Below are 18,568 nucleotides of genomic sequence, written 5' to 3'. Positions count from 1 at the left end.
AACCTAAATTTTCCAGCGTGAATAATGCAGGCCGGTGATTCAATCATACCCGTATGATCCAATTCACCTAAAGACAAACAGGCAAAACCTTATCTTCCACAAATCACCTTAATCATCAAACCTTTCAGTCCCACAAAACCAGTCTTTCGCCATTGGCATTTAGGAAATCTTTTAATTGACGCTGGGTAAATCGACATATAAAAAACGGGTAGATACTGATTACAGCACAATATTTTAATCTCTGTCTAAATAGACATAAGAGAATATTAGAATGTCTGAGGTTCACAATTCAAAAATGTACTTTACGAGGAATAAGAACGTTTTGACTAGCTGAACTAAATCTCCCAATAATTGACCCGATTTACAAAACCTTTCGCTTTTTTGTGATGCACCTTTGCAATGTCAATAATGACAAACAATTTTAAAATATAAAAAATGAAACGTACCGCAAAAGCACATTGGGAAGGAACCGTAAAAGACGGCAAAGGAACATTAACAACACAAAGTGAAATTTTAGATCAAACAAATTATAGTTTCAGAACACGCTTTGTTGGCGACGAAAAGGGAACTAATCCGGAAGAGCTGCTGGCAGCCGCACATGCAGGTTGTTTTACCATGGCAGTTAGCTATGCATTGACAGAAAAGGGTTTGAACCCAATTTCATTAGACACAGAGGCTGCTGTATCAATGGATGCAGGGGGAATTACAGGAATCCAATTTTCAATAGTCGGAGATGTAGAAGGTATCACTGCAGAAGATTTTGCAGTTATCACAAAAGAGGCAGAGCAAAATTGTTTAATTTCCAAAGTTCTAAATATACCCATAAGTTCAGAAGCTCATCTTATTTCATAATTTTGATTTTAAGATATAGTTTTCGGTAATCTATAATATCTCATTCAACATTTGTACTTTAGCTTAGTTGAATGAGTCTTCATTCTCATCATCCTAGTGTATCCACATTGTTATCAGGATAAAAATACACTGATGACTACACAATATATAAGACAAATGATTTCAGACTATAAGAAAATTGATCTGTTTGGGAAAACATTTATTCAAAAGGTAGATTTAAAACCTCCTTTTGAATTTTCTTTTCCTGTTGCGGAACAGGCTTGCTTTTTATATATGTTAAAAGGCGAGATGCAGTATGCATCTGAAGATGACCATTTAAAGATTTCCACAAACCATTCTTTATTGTTAAACTGTATAAATTCCGGAAAACAAATACATGATGGTAATTCGGATGACCCTGGTGAAATTGTAATTGTAACATTCCATCCCGATATCTTAAAAAAGGTTTACGACAAAGAAATTCCGTCAATCTTTCAGTCAAATGATCAAATATCAAACCAAGCCAGGAGAGCAATCAGTAATGATTTTTTGATTCAAAAATATATTGAGGGGTTACTCTTTTATTTTGAGAATCCTTATTTGGTAAATGACGAGATCTTGATTTTAAAATTAAAAGAAATCATTCTATTATTATCACAAACGCAAGAAGCTGAAACTATACGGACTATCCTATCGCAGCTTTTCTCTCCAACAACTTATACTTTCAAACAGATTATAGAAGCAAATCTGTTTATGGCGATTAATATTGAAGAACTGGCAGTAAAAACCAATTTGAGTGTTTCATCTTTTAAAAGGGAGTTTAAGAAATTGTACAATGATTCTCCTGCCAATTACATCAAGAGCAAAAGATTGGAAAGGGCGGCAGAACTGCTTCTGGCTTCAGATGAAAGGATTACAGGTATTGCCTTTGACTGCGGATTTAATGACTTAGCTAATTTTACAAAAAGCTTTCATGATAAATACGACAGTACGCCAACAAACTATAGAATACAGAACAATAAGAAATAAAGATACGCAGCTGACCTGATTCCACCCTCGTGGAGGGTCTCTTTTCTGAGTACTGGAATCTGTTTAGAATTCATTATTTTCATGAAACAGATAATCTTGTTTGTTTCGGTTCTGGCTAACAGATTGCACTTCATTCTACCTCACTTTCCCTTCTTTATATGTAGTAATTAAGGTGCACCATTATCTCTTTGTGATGGTATTAAACGTAGGCTAAATCGTTATCTTTTAGAATCAATATACACTCAAAGTCTGAATGGTTTATTGTTGAGGAACTACAGATTTTAAATTTCGAATTATACGATTGCATTTTGGCCTAAATTGTCAAATAATTGAGCTAATCTGTAAAATCCTTTTCCTTTTTGTAGCGCAACTTTGTATTGTCAATAGTGACATAACGTAAATTATCAGGAAATGAAAAATTTAAAATTAGTGATGGCATCAACCTTATTTGCCGTTTTGTTTTCAGTAAGTGCTTTTGCGCAAAGTTCAGCAAAAATTATAGCAGTAGTTAACAAGGCCAATTGGTGCAGTGTATGCAAGGCAAACGAAGAAAGAGCAATGGCAGCCTTTAAAGAAAACAACAAGGATGGAGCCTATCAGTTTGTAGTTAACGACCTCTCTAATGCCGAAACTGCTAAAAAATCAGCGGCAGAAATTAATCAGCTTGGGCTTACCAAATTAATGGAACCTTATCAGGCAACAGGAATAGTGTGCCTGTTTGATGCTAAAACGAAAAAACCGATCAATCAATTACTCATGTCTCTGTCTTCCGAAGATATTGGCAGGGCAATGGCAATGCTCAAAAAAGACAGATAATACTGTATCTACTCGTGTTGGAAAGGCTGCCTTAAATGAGGCTGATTTTATAAAACCATTAGAAATTCACGCTAATTGGGTGATGATAATTTAAAAAACTAAAGAATCAAATAACATGAAATTCATAAAAAATATAGGGCTTTTATTGGTATTGGTGCTGAGCCTGAATTCTTGCTCAAAGGATGATAATATTTCAATTAATGAAGGAAAGCATTCAACCTATGTTTTGGTGCACGGCGCCTGGCAGGCTTCTTTTGTGTGGGATAAAGTTAAAGCAGACTTAGAGTCTCAGGGAAACAAAGTTATTAAGGTAGAATTATTAGGTCATGGCAATGACAAAACACCTGTTTCTGAAATTACTTTTGATGGATATGTGCAACAGGTTAGAGCTGTTATAGACAGCTTAAATACACCTGTTATATTAGTAGGGCACAGTTTGGGAGGGGCAATAGTTACTCAAGCAGCAACAAAACTGCCTCAAAAAATAGAGAAATTAGTATATATAGCCGGCTTTATTCCAAAAAGTGGCAGCAGCGTATTCGAATACTCGGCGATGGATGCGGAAACCTTGATTCCTTCGGTACTGGAATTTTCTACAGATGGGAGTACCGTCACGATTGCCAATCCTGAAGTAAATATACGGGATGTTTTCTGTCAATATGGTTCTAATGAGGACATCGGCTTACTGGTAGAAAAACTTCGACCGGAACCGGTTGCTGCTGCTGGAACTCCGCTGAATTACAGCAGTGATGTTTATAATACAATAGCAAATAAGTACTACATCTATACTACCCAAGACAAAGCTATCAGCTATGCTTTTCAACAGCAGATGGCCAATGATGCTCACATTACAAAAACCTATAAAATTGAATCAGGACATAGTCCTTTTCTTTCCAAGCCAGCAGAATTAGTTCAGCTCCTTATTCAAATAGCCCAACAATGATGATTTGCGCTTTGGAGATTCAATGTATTTATTGAGGAATCAGCAGGTTAGCAGTCCTATTATGGAAAATGACGCATTTTCCGTCCTGCTGATTCCTCTAAATAGTAACAATTAAATAATCAGAATATGTCAGTAATGAAAAGAATAATTGTTTTTTCAATATTACTTGTGTGCTTTGTCTTTACCAAAAATTATGCTCAGCTGCAAGAAAATCCCGTAAGGTGGAAAGCAAGTATCCAGCAGGGAAAAGGAGATACTTTATTGATAAACCTTACAGCAGCTATTAAAGAAGGATGGCACATCAACAGTCAGTTTAATGCCATTCAGGACGGGCCACTGCCAACAGTTTTTGATTTTGAGAAATCGAAACAATATACTCTGGCAGGTAAAGTAACCGAGCCAAAACCACTCAGCAGAATAGAAGGCGCATACAACGGCCAAACACTATATTATTTTGAGCACGAGGTTAGATTCACCCAGAAAATTATTCCCAAAACAACTGACAGTCTCTCTATTAAAGCTGCCATAACATACATGTCTTGCAGCAGTACCATGTGTCTGCCTCCTGAAACGGAAGAAGTAGCGTTACTATACAAACCTCAACATTCACTTGCACCGGCAGATCAAACGGTTCATTCTGTAAAAGAAACCAAAGTAGGCTGGGTTTTCTTAGGTGGACTACTCGGTGGTTTTTTAGCTTTGCTAACGCCTTGTGTGTTTTCAATGATACCTCTTACAGTAAGTTATTTTACAAAAAATGGCGGTATTAAAAAAGCTATTTTGTATGCAGCCTCAATTGTTGTTATCTATGTTACGCTGGGACTTACCATTACCTTGACATTAGGTCCCGATGCGCTCAATGCGTTGGCAAGCAACGGAATTGTAAACCTAATCTTCTTTCTGATATTCGTTGTATTTGCTATTTCATTCTTAGGTGCTTTTGAAATAACCCTACCTAATAGCTGGTTGAATAAATCAGATAAAATGGCAGATAAAGGTGGTTCAATCGGGATATTCTTTATGGCGTTTACTTTAGCACTGGTATCGTTTTCGTGTACTGGCCCAATCATTGGAAGCTTGCTGGTAGAGGCTGCAATCAATGGAAGTATCGTTGGTCCGGCTGCCGGGATGCTTGGTTTTGCCCTTGCCCTGTCTATTCCGTTTATGCTATTTGCTGTATTTCCAAGTATGCTTAAAAAACTGCCCAAATCAGGCAGTTGGCTGGGCAAAGTAAAAGTAATATTGGGATTTCTGGAACTGGCTTTAGCTATGAAGTTTCTATCCACATTTGATTTGGTGTACCAATTGGGGTTCTTAACAAGGGAGGTTTTTATAGCTGTATGGATTGTAATATTTACCTTATTTGGTTTTTATACGCTTGGTAAATTAAATTTTGACGAGTATGAAAAAAAATCAAAAACGTCTATAAGCGGGTTTATCTCCTCTATAGTAATCTTCAGTTTTGTAGTTTACCTGATTCCAGGATTGTGGGGGGCACCTGTAAAACTGGCCAGTGGATTTTTACCTCCATCATTTTATAAAGAATGGAATCAGAATGCAACAACCAGCAACTCAAACACTGACATTACCTCGACAGAAAAGCATGCGCAGTCCTGTCCACAAAACCTCAATTGTTTTCATAACTATGAAGAAGGTTTAGCCTATGCGAAAAAAGCAAACAAACCCATTTTATTTGATTTCACGGGCTGGAGCTGTGTTAACTGCAGGAAGATGGAAGACAATGTATGGAGCGATACAAATGTTTGGAATAAGTTAAATAACAACTATGTATTGATTTCACTTTATGTAGACGACACCACTCCTTTGCCAGAAGATGAGCAATACGTTTCCACAACAACCGGAAAGAAAATAAAGACATTCGGGAATAAATGGAGTGATTTTCAGACGACGAAATTCAAGACCAACTCACAGCCATACTATGTAACAGTAGATTTAGATGGCAATATGCTCAACGAACCTGTAGCATACGAACCCAGCGCGGAAAAATATGCTGTATTTCTACAGCAGGGAATAGAGAAATTTAAATAGACATTCTGACAAAAATGAGTTTTGAACTAAATCACCAAATAATTGGACTGATCTGCAAAGCGCATCTCTTTTCTATGTCGCAATTTTACCCTATCAATTGTCACAATAACAAATTGTTGTTTTATGAAACAGATAAAATTAAATACCCAGGTCGTATGCCTAGGTTTCTTTCTGGTTTGCATACTTTCATCGTGGAGCGTAAACGCACAGCATAAGCCTTCGGAAAGTAGGGGAATTATCTTTAATAACCAGGAGTTTAAAAAGGTGCTGGCCATAGCTGAATCCAGCCATAAGAAAATATTTGTCGATGCTTATGCAACTTGGTGCGCACCTTGTAAGCAACTTCAAAAAACGACATTTAAGGACCCAAAAACATCGGCTTATTTCAACAAGAAATTCATCAACATGAGCATTGATGTGGAAAAGGGAGAGGGAATTGAGCTTGCAAAAAAATGGCAGGTAGAAGGCTTGCCAACACTCCTTATTCTTGACGAAAAGGGCAAGGTAATCGCAGATCATACTGGCTATGTAGATGGAGCAGGTTTGCTTGAATTTGCTAAAGAAGCAATGGAAAGATAATGTCGATGCGACACCCTAAATACAGCAAATAACTTCAAAGTAAAAGAAATGAAAGAGCGAATATTTTTATTATACACCTTATTGTTTTACTCGTTTTGTGGGTTCTCAGCTACCCACTATGAAAAAACAACCAACAAAACGGATACCGTAACATTTGCATCCGGTTGCTTTTGGTGCATTGAAGCCAAATTCTCACAGCTTAATGGTGTTTTGAAAGTTACTTCAGGATATACCGGTGGCCATGTAGCCAATCCGAGTTATGAACAGGTTTGTACCGGGAAAACTGGTCATGCAGAAGCAGCTAATATCGTTTATGACCCTGAAATCATTTCTTATGATGCATTGCTGCAGGCTTTTTTCCTATCTCATGATCCGACGCAATTGAACCGTCAGGGTAATGATGTAGGTACACAGTATCGTTCTGCTATATTTTACCATAATGAAACGCAGCGCCTGAAAGCCGAATACTATATCGCAGAACTTACGAAACAGAAAATTTACAGCAAACCTATTGTAACTGAAGTAGCACCTCTTATGGAATTTTATGAGGCGGAAAACTATCATCAGGAGTACTATAAAAAGAACCCAAACCAAGGTTACTGTCGGTATGTAATACAGCCACAACTGGAAAAATTCAAAAAGATATTTAAAGACAAACTCAAAAAATAAAGTAATGATGAAGAAAATTATTTTTAGCTGCCTGTTGGCGATAATTTCTGTCGGCAGCTTTGCCCAGAACCAGCAATCAGAAAAAGAACATAAGAACAATCCTTATTATTCCACAACAGATACAACTAAGCTAAACGTGTCTGAAGCTGAATGGGAAAAAGTGTTATCCGAAGACCTTTTTGCTGTAGCCCGACAAAAAGATACAGAGCGACCGTTTACCGGAAAATACTGGAAAAGCAAAACCAAGGGCACTTACTATTGCGCTGCTTGCGGAAATATACTTTTTAGATCGGATGCCAAGTTTGCCAGCAGCTGCGGATGGCCAAGCTTTTATGAGCCAATCAGAAAAAACAGCGTCGAATATGTTGTAGACCAAACCCACGGAATGGATAGAACAGAAGTGATTTGCGGTAGATGCGATGCGCATCTGGGACATATTTTTGATGATGGACCAGCACCCACCTACAAAAGGTTCTGCATGAATTCCATTAGCCTAGACTTTGAACCAGATAAGAAGTAATCCAACAAATAGTAGATCTATTAGAAATAGTTCATCGCGTAAGATTTTCAAGAACCCGTTAACATGATGATAAAAAAGATTAAATTTCAGGCGCTCATACTTGGCTTTACACTATGGTCTTGTGGCATTCATGCACAGAACATGGTCAGTATGTCTTCTTTACACCCCGAAGCCGACACACTCAGTGCAAGCAAGAAAGAGCTTGCTATTCGCTATCCCGATTTAAGGCAATTCGGTGTTTCAGTAAACCACTTTGGCTATAGTGATTTTGATGCAAAATCAGATGATATTGATTTTGCCAGTGGAAAAATAAGAACCGATCGTATCAGTACATTTTTCAACTCACCTGTTGTTAATTGGAAAGGCAATTCCTTATCGGCCAGCATTTACTATACCTATACATCTACCGAACTAAAAGACATTACAAATAAACTTCCTAACCAGGAAATAGCGCCGCTAAGCACAGATAAAAGCACATTCGATTTAGCTTTAAATTATTCACGGTCAGCAACTCTGTTTAATCATCCCATTATTTACGCTGTGGTGGCAAGAGGTATTTCAGATGGATTCAGTAGCTTTCGCCGTTTTAATTTGAATGGAAGTTTCAATTTACCATTGAAGAAAACTCAAAACACAACATTCTCCGTTGGATTAGTGGTTTTAGTAGATCCCTCTGCAGCGATCCCTGTTGAACCGATAGTTAACTATTATCATAAATTCAGCTCATCAGGAATTGAATTAATAGTAGATCTTCCGAATGGGATTAACGTAAAAAAAGAAATTGCGAAAAATGCATGGTTCAAAGTTGGCTCCAATCAGCGTTCCTACACAACTTTTTATAACCATCATAATACTTTCTTAGATGGTAAGGTAAGCTATAACACCATTGAATTGAAGAATGGTGCGGGGTTTGAATACCTTTTTGCAAAGAATATTATGCTGACCGTAGACGGTGGATTTGATAGTTTTTTATCTGCCAGAATTTTCAAAGATGGTGAACGCTATAATAACGCTTCCTTTAAAAGTAGCAATAAAGGAACTCCATATGTGAATGTAGGTTTGTCGTTATTGGCATTTTAATTAGGTGAAATGGTAAACATCATCAATATTTCTTCCATTGCAGGGATAGCACCAAGCTCCGGCTAGTGAACCTTAAAAAACAGTCAAGGTTATAATAAAGGCTGCTAATATGACAGAGCGACCATTGTACCTAATTTTAGATAGTGTGCACATGCATTTACTAAGTTGGAATTATTGAGCACAAGTGATAAGCAAGGAAAAAGTTGATAAAATCAGCAAATTCGTAATCTTCGATAGTGTGTCAGTAAAGCCCTCTAAATCTAAAAAATTTGGAGGGCTTTGTTTTGAACCAAATTGCCAAATAATTGAACCAATCTGCAAAGTTATTTCATCTCTTGTATTGCAATTTTGTACCTATCATTTAAACATTCAAATTTCAAAACTATGGGATTATCACATTTAGGTATTTTTCATACCATCATCGGTGTTGTAGCTATTGTTGCAGCCATTATTTCTTTAATAAAAAGTGCAAAAATAGATTTGGGCAAAGTGACGGGCAAGATTTATTTTTATTGTACTTTGATTACTTCGCTAACCGCTTTAGGATTGTCCAGTATCAAAGGTATTAACCCAGGACATATTCTTGCAATACTCATTGTGATTTTGATTTCGGTAGCGTATTTTCTTCACATAAAAAAACAAGGTAACAACCGTTCTCGTTTTATTGAGAATTTCTTTCTTTCCTTTAGTCTTTTTCTGTCGTTGATTCCCACCGTTAATGAAACCCTTACTCGTGTTCCGGTGGGAGATCCGATAGCACAGGGACCAACAGATCCATTGATTGGCAAAATACTTCTTTTACTCTTCATTTTGTTTATTATCGGTTCTGTTTTGCAATTCCGCGGGCAAAATAGAATTATTAAGGCAAAATAAGTCTTGTATTTATTCAATAATAATAAGGTCAAAGATCTTCAAGATAAATGATTTGATTTTAGTCTTAAAATTTAATGATCAAAACAATAAAATCACAAAACAGCTGAATGGATAAATTTCACAATGAAACATTTTAATCCGCCCTTGAAAGGGCGGATATTTTCATTCAGATAGAGGAATCCGATACATATGTCATGAATTTAGGTCGGTACTTGCAAAGGACCAGAAATTTCAAAGCATAAGCATGAGCTAGGATGATGCAGTAGCTGGAAGCTTTTTAAAACGCTAAAGGTAGAAATATTCATGGATCAGCAGCCTGCTAAAGTAGAGGTTCTTTGATACATCGAAGGATTTTATAATACCAGAAGAGCATACTCTACTCTGGGATACAATACCGCTAAACAGATGGAGGAGATACTATTGGAAAAAGGAAAATTAGCGGTGTAAAAAAGTGTCCTATTTTAGTTTGCAATTCCTGTCTTTCTGTATTCTGTTGGACTTACACCCCTATATTTCTTGAACAATCTGTTAAGATGGCTCTCATCCGTAAATCCTAATTCTAGTACGATTTCATTGATGCGCATGTTGCTATGCAATAAACGGGTTTCGACCAACGTCAGCTTATAGTTGGTGATGTACTGCTGGATGCCTTCACCTACATGTTTTTTGAAGAACTTTCCGAGATACCCTTGTCCTATACCCAGTTTAGCACTCATAACACTGGCACGGAGCAATTCTGGTGAATAGATATTTTCCTGGATATAATTGATAAACTTTACGGCATGCTGATCTGTGTTATCATCCACCTTTTCCGGAAGCTTCAATGCAATGTTTCTCGCTACGATAGTAATCATCGTATTGACAAGCTGATCGATCATTTCCTGGTGATAAATATTACGATTTATTGATTCTGTACCAATGGATTGAACTAGTGCTTTTACAAGTGTTTTGTCCCCCGGATTACACAGGATACAGCCAGGCTGGTGACTAGCATTATGCAAGATGAACTCCAGCCTTTTTATTCTATCCTTATCATGGTTATCGGCGCGGGACTGTGTTTTAATGTAAACATCATTAAACTGCAAAAAAAGAAACTGTGTCGTAGCCTGTACATTAAAAGAGTGGCTGTCCTGAGGTGTGATCAAAAACATTTGACCCGGAATATAATTAAATTCATTCCCGTTGATAATCTGCTTTCCACTACCACCCACAATGTAAACTAGCTCAAAAAAATTGTGCTTGTGAGCCAACACAGGACTTTCTTCAAGCTCTGCAAACTCAATATGGTAAGGTGGGTATAAGTTTTCCGTTTTCATATAAGCTCACAAATATACAGATTATTGTCTAATTTATACATATAAAACACTTATTTACTGTATAATTTTGCCTCAACAAATAAAATAAAAAAATGAAAGCAATTATTGTACAAAAAGCAGGTGGCATTGAAAATCTCAAATTGACCACTATTGAAAAGCCAAAAGTAAAAGAAAATGAAGTACTTGTAAAAGTATCTTCGATAAGTGTCAATCCAGTAGATTATAAAGTTAGGGCAACTGAGAATATGCTTGGATGGCTTTTCGGTGATGTCCGCCCAGCTATCCTTGGCTGGGACATTTCTGGGACAGTTGCTGAGTCAAAATCAGCACTATTCAAAGTAGGAGACGAAGTATTTGGCATGCACAACTTTCCAGGTGCGGGTAATGGATATGCAGAATATGTTGCTGCCAATGCCGGCCACCTTACATTGAAACCTGCCAATATCTCTCATGAAGAAGCTGCTGCTGCAACGTTGGCACCATTAACGGCATGGCAATCCCTTTTTGAGCGTGCTGGAGTAAAGAATGGTCAAAAAGTATTAATTAATGGTGCATCAGGTGGTGTTGGTCATTATGCAACACAAATTGCCAATTACTTGGGGGCAGAAGTAACAGGTATTTCCTCTGAAAAAAACAAAGCATTCGTATTAGGGAATGGTGCACACCACCATGTCGATTACATGGATCCTACTCAGTTAGATGCCTTAACTGATTTTGATGTGGTATTTGATACGGTTGGTAATAAAACTATCTTAGAAATGGCGACTCCATTGAATTCCGGTGGTAAGATCGTTACAATTACCAATCACAATTTAGCCCAAGAGGATATCGATTTACTAAAATCAAGAGGTATAGAAGCGTCTTCTTTGCTGGTAGAATCCTCAGGTTCAGATATGGCTAAAATAGCCAATTTACTTCAACAAGGAACGCTCAAGTCATATGTTTCGGAAACATTTGATTTTGAAGATCTAGGAAGCGCTCACAAGCAACTTGAAACAGGTAGAACTGTTGGAAAAATTGTAGTCAATATTTAATCTCTTAAAATATGTCGATACATATAATGGCTATACTAACTGCAAAAAATGACAAGGTCAATCATTTGCATGGAGAATTGAAATCACTGGTTAAAGATACGCAAAAAGAACCGGCCTGCTTTCAATACGAATTATATCAGGACGTTGAGTCTCCAAACGTTTTTATAATGTTGGAAGAATGGGAAAATGAAGATGGTATAAAAAGCCATGCGGAATCAAATCATTTTTTGGCATTTCTAAAAAAATCAGAAGCACTCATGCTTAACCCCTTACAAATATTTAAAACAAAAAAGTCAATTGATAATTGATAAATTAGACATGAAAAATATCTTTTTACTAACGGCCTTATTTTTAATGCACTCGCATTTTTTAAATGCCCAATCGGGTGCTGACAAACTTGAGGTCGTTGCAGAATTACCAGTAAGGCCAGCGAATATTGCAGTTTCTAAAAATGGTAGAATCTTTGCAACCATTCATCCTCTTGGAAGCAGTGAATTGCAATTGATTGAAGTTATTGGGAAAACTACATTTAAGCCTTATCCCGATGCAGGTTTTCAGAAAAATGGAAATCCGGTCAGCGAAAAATCGCTGGATGCACCATTGGGGATTTCCATTGATAAAAATGATCACCTTTGGATTGTAGATATGGGTTCTAACCTAGGCAAAACAAGAATATTCTGCTTTGACATTGAAAAAAATAAGCTTTTAAATAAAATTGAATTGAACCAGTCAGTTGCGCCTAAGGGAAGTTTTATCCAAGACTTGGCTGTAGATGAAATTAACGGTTGGATCTACCTCGCAGATATAGTAAATCCAGCTATTATTGCCGTAAATATAAAAACTAACGAAGCTAGAAGATTCAGTAACCACACTTCTCTGGAAGCCGAAAACAGAGACATGATCATAGATGGAAAACTGACTTACTTTTCAGGAAAGCCTGCAAGAGTTGGAATTGATCCGATCACAATATCAAGTGATAAAAAAACACTTTACTTTGGTGCAATGAGCGGGACCACTTGGTACAAACTCAGTACACAACTATTCAAGTCCAATGCCGATGATACCGCAATTGCAAACGCAATTCAGGTGGCCGGCCGAAAACCTATGAGCGATGGCGCTTTGACAGATAGTGAAGGTAATCATTATTTTACCAATGTATCCGAACATGCGATCAGCAAATTAGAGGTAAACGGGAATTTATCAAATATCATTCAAGATGAGCGATTACTATGGCCGGACAATGTTGCTATTCATAACGATTGGATGTATATATCCACGAACCAATTGAATACAACGCCGGCGTTTACAGGAGATGCAGATTTGGGAAAAGCTCCATATTTTCTTTATCGTTTTAAATATGCTGAAAACAAAACTGCTATTGAAAACAAATACACTTTAGACAATACAAGTTTATACCCAGAAGGAATTGATTATGATTTAAATAACAATCGCTTTATTGTGGGCTCATTATACAAAGCTGAAGTATATACGATGTCATTAAAAGGTATTCTGACTCCTTTTATTAAAGAAAGTAAAATGGCTGCAGTTTTAGGTATTTTCACAGATGAAGTTAGAAATAGACTAATTGTAGTTGGTGGCGATCTGGGTTTATCAAAAAAAAGTGCACCTAAAGGTGCCAGTGCTGGTTCAGAAGCATTGGTTGAAGTTTATAATTTGGCGACAGGAAAACTTATTAAAACAATTGATTTAAAATTTTTAACACCTAATGGTGGAGCATTACCAAATGATGTTACGGTAGATGAAGACGGAAATATTTATATTACAGATTCTTTTTCTCCCATTATATATAAAGTGGATCATCAATACAACGCTTCTGTTTTTGTCACAAATGAATTATTTAAACCTGCGCCAAATTCCTTTGGATTAAATGGAATAGTTTTTCATCCTGATGGCTATTTGCTTGCCGCCAAGACTGATGATGCGAAATTGTTTAAAATATCTTTATCGAATCCTTCGCAAGTAAAAGAAGTAACCGGCATTTCTTTTAAGGCTCCTGACGGACTCGAGTGGACGAAAGATTACAAGTTAATAATAGCTGGCGATGCGGTAGCTGGCGATGGAAAGGTCTACACTGTTTCCAGTACCGATAATTGGAAAACCGCAAGTTTGGATAGTGAGATGAATATAGGTAAGGACCAGTTTCCTACCACAGCTGCCCTGGCAACTGATGGAAAGGTTTATGTTGTATCAGCCAAGTTAGGAAAACTATTGAGTGGTGACACAAATCAATCTGACTTTACAATTCAGAGAATTAGAAACTAGCATTGTGACAGAGAACCCCATACCAATTTCGGTGTGGGGTTTATTGTTTATAATTGAATTCATTGAAAATATAAAAATGTCTAGCAAAGTATTTTAATTCAAATTTTTGGCAAAGGGGCTATTCAAAAATATGCTGAACTCTTAATCCATGGGAAGCTGATCTGAAAATGTGCTAAATCAATATGAAGAGAAGAGTTTTCGCAAATTAATTGTAGTAAAAATGTATCCTTATTCCAGCGTTTTGTATAAGAGTTATCGAGGTTGCCCTGTCTAGATTTGCAGTACTAAAATTATACAGTATGTCAAAAACAATTTTTATTACGGGTGCATCCCGTGGATTTGGAAAAATATGGGCAGAAGCCTTTTTAGACCGTGGTGACAAGGTTATTGTTACTTCAAGGAATATAGCTGCATTGCAGGATTTTGCAGAAAAATATGGAGAGGCAGTATTGCCATTGGAATTGGATGTAACTGACAGAAAAGCTTGTTTTGAAGCCATCTCAAAAGCAAGGCTTCATTTTGGGAAAATTGATGTAGTAATCAATAATGCCGGCATAGGAGTTTTTGGCGCAGTAGAAGAATTAGATGAACAAGCATCAAGAGATATTTTTGAAGCAAATTTCTTTGGCACTTTATGGATTACTCAAGCAGTACTACCTATTTTAAGAGAGCAAGGCCACGGGCATATTTTACAAGTGTCAAGTGCTATGGCCATTTATTCATTTCCAACCGTAGGTCTTTACAGTGCCTCTAAATTTGCCGTGGAAGGGCTTAGTGAAGCTTTATCTCAGGAAGTGAAAGGTATGGGCATACATATTACTCTTGTAGAACCTAATGGATATGCCACAGATTTTAACACTTCATCTGTTCAGAGTGCTTCTATTTCTGCCTATGACAGTATGAAAGCAGAACTATACGCCCATCCGGAATTTACTGCCGATGATGCATACGGTGAACCAAAAGCGACAGCCGAAGCGATTTTAAAAGTAGTAGACTCGCCTACACCTCCGTTACGTTTGTTTCTCGGAAAGAAAGCATTTCCTCTTGCAAAGTATTTTTATTCGGATAGATTGACTAACTGGGAAAACTGGAACGATGTTTCAGTTAAAGCACACGGTTAATATAAAAAATGTAATTTTACGAACAATTAACCCATGTTCAGGCATGGGTTTAAAATATTCTTTTAAATGCATTTCAAGAGTTTAAACGATGTACATCGCTGCAACAATTATCCCGAGCCAGAAAATCCGCTTCTTACTCTTTTTACCTGTAATCCGCTTCGCAGCGTTTCTACATATGAAGTAACGACAGACTTTTACATTATTGCTTTTAAAAAGTTCAACTCAGGTGACATTCGATACGGTAAAACACGTTACGATCATCAGAGCGGATCAATGTATTTTCTCAAGCCAAATCAAACCATTAAATTAAAAGATGTTGCCTTAGATGGCGAAGGTTTTGAAATCTGGTTTCATAAAGATTATCTCAATGCACATCCTCTTCATTCTATTATAACGAAGTATAGCTATTTCGATTATGAGCTCAATGAAGCATTGCACATTTCAACAAAAGAGCAACAGACAATATGGGATCTTTTCAAAAAAATAGAGAGCGAACACTATAATAACCAGGACGAATTTACCAGGGAAATTATTATTGGACATATTGAATCGATTCTTAAATACTCGCAGAGATTTTACAAACGCCAGTTTATCAACAGATTCATTCATTCAGGAACGATATCTACCAAATTTAACAACGCTTTGGTCTCCTATTTTGAAAAAGGGTTTCTACAGGAAAAAGGTTTACCAACGGTCGCATTATTGGCCAGTGAACTAAATTTGTCTCCACGCTACTTAAGCGACCTCCTTAAACAGGAAACAGGCAAAACAGCAATGGACATGATCCAAATATTTCTAATTTCAGAAGCTAAAAATTTGCTCAACCAAGGTAATTATACAGTTAGTGAAATTGCTTATCTGTTGGGATTCGAGCATCCGCCCTATTTTTCACGCTTGTTTAAAAAAGAAACTGGTATCAGCCCAAGCCAGTATATAAAGGCACAGTGGAACTAAATACTGAGAATGTAATTTGGTTTCCAAGCCTAAAACATATCTTCCTAATTATCATAACAATGTTCGGATAATTAGGAAGTATATATACTGATAAGTTCTTTTCGTCTACTCCAGAAATATATAGCGAAAACTACAATAACTGCTGGTACGACGGCTCCAAATTCATCGTAGTACCACGGAGACTTAGCATTGGGCTGAGTGAGCGGTGTAAAAAAACTTTGAATAAACAGATTATGGCTTGCGTGCAATAGAACACCGGTCCACAAACTTCCTGATTTCATTCTGTACCAGGTAAAAATAAAACTAACCGCAGTAATAGAAACCGTGAAGCAAATCAAGCCATACCACGCTGGGGTTCCGTTATTGTAACTTCCAAAAACTAATAAGGGGTAATGCCATACACCCCAAATTAGGCCAGTAGTCAGTGATACTCCTGTATAACCCATTTTTTTAGCCAATTCAGGCACCAGAAATCCTCGCCAGCCAATCTCTTCTCCAAGTGCAGTCGAAATACTTGCAAACATTCCTATAGCACCATTCATAATGAAAAAAATAATAATAAACAGCCCGTGTGGAAGAGCATCCCAACCAAATTCATGTGCTGTATTGGTTACAAATGATATGTTATAAAAATCTCCCCAACCCGTTGACCAAATAATTAGGTAAGCCGCCAGAGAATAGAATAAAGGTATTAAATAGCTACCCCAAAGATATTTAGACTTACCTAAGTTCCATGCAAGTTCTGACATCTTACGTCCTGTAAGCTTAAATGTAACGATTGTTGCCAACGCCGGACACCACATAATACCATAACCGAACATCCGGCCAGCGATTCGACCTGCATTTGGAGCATTCAATGTAAGCACCCAGACAATGGAGCTGAAGATTAAAGTAAAAATCAAATAAAGTAAAATTGGATTTTGTGATCTTAATTTCATAGATTTCATTTACGTTTACGTTTACGAAAATAAGTTTTATGTTATTTGAAGGTTCTTTTCAAATGCTTTTCTAGAATTCCCTCTGAAAGTAACTTCTCCGCAATAAATGTAACCAAGCTTTTCAAAAATCCGCAACATACCGAAATTATCAAAGTTTGTGTCCGCTTTGATGCTATAAATGTTTTTTTCGACTGCAACTTCCTCGATGAATTTCAACATGAGTTGAGCTAAACCTTTTCCTAAGTGTTTTTTTGAAATTGCAACTCTGTGAAGTACGACGAAGTTTGTGTCAGTAATCCATTTCCCTCTAATGCTGGCGTACTCAGGTTCATCATCTACCAAGATCATACAGTATCCAATGATAGCATCTTGTGCGGTGAGCACATAGCCTGCTGCCTTTGCGATATCATTAATTATTACATCTAAATTGGGATAACCATCTTGCCACTGAGTACTGCCCTCATTTTTTCGTAATTCAATTGCTTCCTGTAAAATAACCCATATCTGCTGTGCATCATTTTTTTCTGCTTTTCTGAATATATAATTCATAATAATTCTTTTTTTTAAAAAACTTTTCACAGTGAATCCTAGATTTCAAATAGTTCTGCAACTATCTAAACGGAACACCCTTCGTCAGTGGTTTAAATCTAAATTGATATACATTTTATCTCTTCTCCAGCTTGTTTTATTTGACTGTAGTCCATTTTCTGTATTGAATGCAGCTCCAAAACTAGGCACTTACTGAAGTAACTATAACATCCCACCACCTGCTGTAATTCGTTCTCCTGTAACCCAACCCGCATCATCGGAAGCTAAAAATACTGCAACTTTTGCAATATCTATTGGCTTTCCGATACGGCCTAATGGAGTTTGTGCCAAATAGTATTTTTCCATTTCACTGCCCGGTCTTCCATCAGCGGTTGAACCTTCAGATTCCGTCATGCCAGGTGCAATTGTGTTGACTCGGATGTTTTTAGGTCCCAACTCTTTGGACAAAGTCTTTGCAATCGTATCTATTCCCGCTTTCATGGCACAGTAGATCAATGTACCTGGAATTGGATTAAGGCTTATTGTAGAACTAATATTAATGATATTTCCTCCTCTTTCGCCGAAGAGGGCTACGGCTTCCTGTATACAAAAGATATTGGCCTTCAATCCTGTATTAAATTGCATCTCATACGTTTCTTCGCTCACGTTTTCCAGCATTTCATATCGCCATACATTGGCATTGTTGACCAGAATGTCTAATTGGCCAAAAGCTTGCTTTGCCTCGGCAAAAAGTCTTTTTATGTCAGATAGCTTTGAAATGTCAGCTTGAACAGCTACGGCAGCACCTCCATTGCGGGTAATTTCTGCTACTACTTTTTCCGCATCATCTCTGCTCGAGGAATAATTAACGACAACTTTTGCCCCTTCTCGCGCAAATTCTTTAGCTATTCCGGCTCCTATACCTTTAGAAGATCCTGTAATAACTGCAACTTTGCCTTGTAATTTCATTTTTTGATTTTATGTTTAAAAAATTTAATGTTCTGT

Annotated in this window: 19 protein-coding genes; 15 read left to right on the top strand and 4 right to left on the bottom strand. The window is 37.0% G+C overall.

Annotated elements, in window-relative coordinates:
• Nucleotides 1-435 precede the first annotated feature (435 nt).
• From AC6CH7_RS00465 to AC6CH7_RS00420, 10 genes are all read left to right on the top strand, one after another.
• On the top strand, nucleotides 436-852 hold the full coding sequence (locus AC6CH7_RS00465) for an OsmC family peroxiredoxin (protein ID WP_498260796.1): 417 nt from the start codon (nucleotides 436-438) through the stop codon (nucleotides 850-852).
• Between the two features lie 132 nt (nucleotides 853-984).
• A complete protein-coding gene (locus tag AC6CH7_RS00460) occupies nucleotides 985-1,860 on the top strand; it encodes a helix-turn-helix domain-containing protein (protein ID WP_498260795.1) in 876 nt (291 codons plus the stop codon).
• A gap of 411 nt (nucleotides 1,861-2,271) precedes the next feature.
• On the top strand, nucleotides 2,272-2,676 hold the full coding sequence (locus AC6CH7_RS00455) for a hypothetical protein (RefSeq protein ID WP_498260794.1): 405 nt from the start codon (nucleotides 2,272-2,274) through the stop codon (nucleotides 2,674-2,676).
• A gap of 115 nt (nucleotides 2,677-2,791) precedes the next feature.
• Complete coding sequence (locus tag AC6CH7_RS00450) at nucleotides 2,792-3,619, top strand: alpha/beta fold hydrolase (protein WP_498260793.1); 828 nt, start codon at nucleotides 2,792-2,794, stop codon at nucleotides 3,617-3,619.
• A 135-nt stretch (nucleotides 3,620-3,754) separates the two neighbouring features.
• Nucleotides 3,755-5,668: a protein-disulfide reductase DsbD family protein gene (locus tag AC6CH7_RS00445; protein WP_498260792.1), complete on the top strand. Its 1,914-nt coding sequence runs from the start codon at nucleotides 3,755-3,757 to the stop codon at nucleotides 5,666-5,668.
• 123 nt (nucleotides 5,669-5,791) lie between these two features.
• Complete coding sequence (locus AC6CH7_RS00440) at nucleotides 5,792-6,247, top strand: thioredoxin family protein (protein ID WP_498260791.1); 456 nt, start codon at nucleotides 5,792-5,794, stop codon at nucleotides 6,245-6,247.
• A gap of 48 nt (nucleotides 6,248-6,295) precedes the next feature.
• Nucleotides 6,296-6,916, top strand: a complete 621-nt coding sequence (msrA, locus tag AC6CH7_RS00435; protein WP_498260790.1) for a peptide-methionine (S)-S-oxide reductase MsrA — start codon at nucleotides 6,296-6,298, stop codon at nucleotides 6,914-6,916.
• Between the two features lie 4 nt (nucleotides 6,917-6,920).
• Nucleotides 6,921-7,436 carry a peptide-methionine (R)-S-oxide reductase MsrB gene (msrB, locus tag AC6CH7_RS00430; RefSeq protein WP_498260789.1) on the top strand — a complete coding sequence of 172 codons (516 nt, stop codon included), beginning with the start codon at nucleotides 6,921-6,923 and terminating at the stop codon, nucleotides 7,434-7,436.
• Nucleotides 7,437-7,499: 63 nt separating this feature from the next.
• Complete coding sequence (locus AC6CH7_RS00425) at nucleotides 7,500-8,516, top strand: hypothetical protein (RefSeq protein ID WP_498260788.1); 1,017 nt, start codon at nucleotides 7,500-7,502, stop codon at nucleotides 8,514-8,516.
• A gap of 384 nt (nucleotides 8,517-8,900) precedes the next feature.
• The gene (locus AC6CH7_RS00420; RefSeq protein WP_498260787.1) at nucleotides 8,901-9,389 is read left to right on the top strand and encodes a hypothetical protein; all 489 of its coding nucleotides are present in this window, start codon (nucleotides 8,901-8,903) and stop codon (nucleotides 9,387-9,389) included.
• Nucleotides 9,390-9,850: 461 nt separating this feature from the next.
• On the opposite strand, the gene AC6CH7_RS00415 is transcribed toward AC6CH7_RS00420, so the two are convergent.
• Nucleotides 9,851-10,705, bottom strand: a complete 855-nt coding sequence (locus AC6CH7_RS00415) for an AraC family transcriptional regulator (RefSeq protein ID WP_498260786.1) — start codon at nucleotides 10,703-10,705, stop codon at nucleotides 9,851-9,853.
• Nucleotides 10,706-10,797: 92 nt separating this feature from the next.
• Between AC6CH7_RS00415 and AC6CH7_RS00410 the strand changes: the two genes are divergently transcribed.
• The 5 genes from AC6CH7_RS00410 to AC6CH7_RS00390 all read left to right on the top strand — a co-directional run bounded on the left by AC6CH7_RS00410 (nucleotide 10,798) and on the right by AC6CH7_RS00390 (nucleotide 16,097).
• Nucleotides 10,798-11,739: an NADP-dependent oxidoreductase gene (locus AC6CH7_RS00410; protein WP_498260785.1), complete on the top strand. Its 942-nt coding sequence runs from the start codon at nucleotides 10,798-10,800 to the stop codon at nucleotides 11,737-11,739.
• A gap of 11 nt (nucleotides 11,740-11,750) precedes the next feature.
• The gene (locus AC6CH7_RS00405) at nucleotides 11,751-12,047 is read left to right on the top strand and encodes a putative quinol monooxygenase (RefSeq protein WP_498260784.1); all 297 of its coding nucleotides are present in this window, start codon (nucleotides 11,751-11,753) and stop codon (nucleotides 12,045-12,047) included.
• 10 nt (nucleotides 12,048-12,057) lie between these two features.
• Complete coding sequence (locus AC6CH7_RS00400) at nucleotides 12,058-14,022, top strand: L-dopachrome tautomerase-related protein (RefSeq protein WP_498260783.1); 1,965 nt, start codon at nucleotides 12,058-12,060, stop codon at nucleotides 14,020-14,022.
• Nucleotides 14,023-14,321: 299 nt separating this feature from the next.
• Complete coding sequence (locus AC6CH7_RS00395; RefSeq protein ID WP_498260782.1) at nucleotides 14,322-15,143, top strand: SDR family NAD(P)-dependent oxidoreductase; 822 nt, start codon at nucleotides 14,322-14,324, stop codon at nucleotides 15,141-15,143.
• 66 nt (nucleotides 15,144-15,209) lie between these two features.
• The gene (locus tag AC6CH7_RS00390) at nucleotides 15,210-16,097 is read left to right on the top strand and encodes a helix-turn-helix domain-containing protein (protein ID WP_498260781.1); all 888 of its coding nucleotides are present in this window, start codon (nucleotides 15,210-15,212) and stop codon (nucleotides 16,095-16,097) included.
• 71 nt (nucleotides 16,098-16,168) lie between these two features.
• On the opposite strand, the gene AC6CH7_RS00385 is transcribed toward AC6CH7_RS00390, so the two are convergent.
• The 3 genes from AC6CH7_RS00385 to AC6CH7_RS00375 all read right to left on the bottom strand — a co-directional run bounded on the left by AC6CH7_RS00385 (nucleotide 16,169) and on the right by AC6CH7_RS00375 (nucleotide 18,532).
• Nucleotides 16,169-17,035 (bottom strand): CPBP family intramembrane glutamic endopeptidase, encoded by an 867-nt coding sequence (locus tag AC6CH7_RS00385; RefSeq protein WP_498260780.1) that lies wholly within the window; start codon nucleotides 17,033-17,035, stop codon nucleotides 16,169-16,171.
• Between the two features lie 36 nt (nucleotides 17,036-17,071).
• Complete coding sequence (locus tag AC6CH7_RS00380) at nucleotides 17,072-17,584, bottom strand: GNAT family N-acetyltransferase (RefSeq protein WP_498260779.1); 513 nt, start codon at nucleotides 17,582-17,584, stop codon at nucleotides 17,072-17,074.
• 201 nt (nucleotides 17,585-17,785) lie between these two features.
• A complete protein-coding gene (locus tag AC6CH7_RS00375) occupies nucleotides 17,786-18,532 on the bottom strand; it encodes an SDR family NAD(P)-dependent oxidoreductase (RefSeq protein ID WP_498260778.1) in 747 nt (248 codons plus the stop codon).
• Nucleotides 18,533-18,568 lie beyond the last annotated feature (36 nt).

Source organism: Pedobacter sp. GQ55 (assembly GCF_059758925.1).
This window is presented reverse-complemented; position numbering and strand designations above follow the sequence as displayed.

What these genes read in the sequence shown, in the direction of transcription:
- AC6CH7_RS00425 (WP_498260788.1), top strand. Translation starts at nt 7,500, where the DNA reads ATGATGATAAAAAAGATTAAATTTCAGGCGCTCATACTTGGCTTTACA.
- msrA (WP_498260790.1), top strand. Translation starts at nt 6,296, where the DNA reads ATGAAAGAGCGAATATTTTTATTATACACCTTATTGTTTTACTCGTTT.
- AC6CH7_RS00420 (WP_498260787.1), top strand. Translation starts at nt 8,901, where the DNA reads ATGGGATTATCACATTTAGGTATTTTTCATACCATCATCGGTGTTGTA.
- AC6CH7_RS00410 (WP_498260785.1), top strand. Translation starts at nt 10,798, where the DNA reads ATGAAAGCAATTATTGTACAAAAAGCAGGTGGCATTGAAAATCTCAAA.
- AC6CH7_RS00445 (WP_498260792.1), top strand. Translation starts at nt 3,755, where the DNA reads ATGAAAAGAATAATTGTTTTTTCAATATTACTTGTGTGCTTTGTCTTT.
- AC6CH7_RS00455 (WP_498260794.1), top strand. Translation starts at nt 2,272, where the DNA reads ATGAAAAATTTAAAATTAGTGATGGCATCAACCTTATTTGCCGTTTTG.
- AC6CH7_RS00380 (WP_498260779.1), bottom strand. Translation starts at nt 17,584, where the DNA reads ATGAATTATATATTCAGAAAAGCAGAAAAAAATGATGCACAGCAGATA.
- msrB (WP_498260789.1), top strand. Translation starts at nt 6,921, where the DNA reads ATGATGAAGAAAATTATTTTTAGCTGCCTGTTGGCGATAATTTCTGTC.
- AC6CH7_RS00390 (WP_498260781.1), top strand. Translation starts at nt 15,210, where the DNA reads ATGCATTTCAAGAGTTTAAACGATGTACATCGCTGCAACAATTATCCC.
- AC6CH7_RS00465 (WP_498260796.1), top strand. Translation starts at nt 436, where the DNA reads ATGAAACGTACCGCAAAAGCACATTGGGAAGGAACCGTAAAAGACGGC.
- AC6CH7_RS00415 (WP_498260786.1), bottom strand. Translation starts at nt 10,705, where the DNA reads ATGAAAACGGAAAACTTATACCCACCTTACCATATTGAGTTTGCAGAG.
- AC6CH7_RS00460 (WP_498260795.1), top strand. Translation starts at nt 985, where the DNA reads ATGACTACACAATATATAAGACAAATGATTTCAGACTATAAGAAAATT.
- AC6CH7_RS00395 (WP_498260782.1), top strand. Translation starts at nt 14,322, where the DNA reads ATGTCAAAAACAATTTTTATTACGGGTGCATCCCGTGGATTTGGAAAA.
- AC6CH7_RS00440 (WP_498260791.1), top strand. Translation starts at nt 5,792, where the DNA reads ATGAAACAGATAAAATTAAATACCCAGGTCGTATGCCTAGGTTTCTTT.
- AC6CH7_RS00385 (WP_498260780.1), bottom strand. Translation starts at nt 17,035, where the DNA reads ATGAAATTAAGATCACAAAATCCAATTTTACTTTATTTGATTTTTACT.
- AC6CH7_RS00450 (WP_498260793.1), top strand. Translation starts at nt 2,792, where the DNA reads ATGAAATTCATAAAAAATATAGGGCTTTTATTGGTATTGGTGCTGAGC.
- AC6CH7_RS00375 (WP_498260778.1), bottom strand. Translation starts at nt 18,532, where the DNA reads ATGAAATTACAAGGCAAAGTTGCAGTTATTACAGGATCTTCTAAAGGT.
- AC6CH7_RS00405 (WP_498260784.1), top strand. Translation starts at nt 11,751, where the DNA reads ATGTCGATACATATAATGGCTATACTAACTGCAAAAAATGACAAGGTC.
- AC6CH7_RS00400 (WP_498260783.1), top strand. Translation starts at nt 12,058, where the DNA reads ATGAAAAATATCTTTTTACTAACGGCCTTATTTTTAATGCACTCGCAT.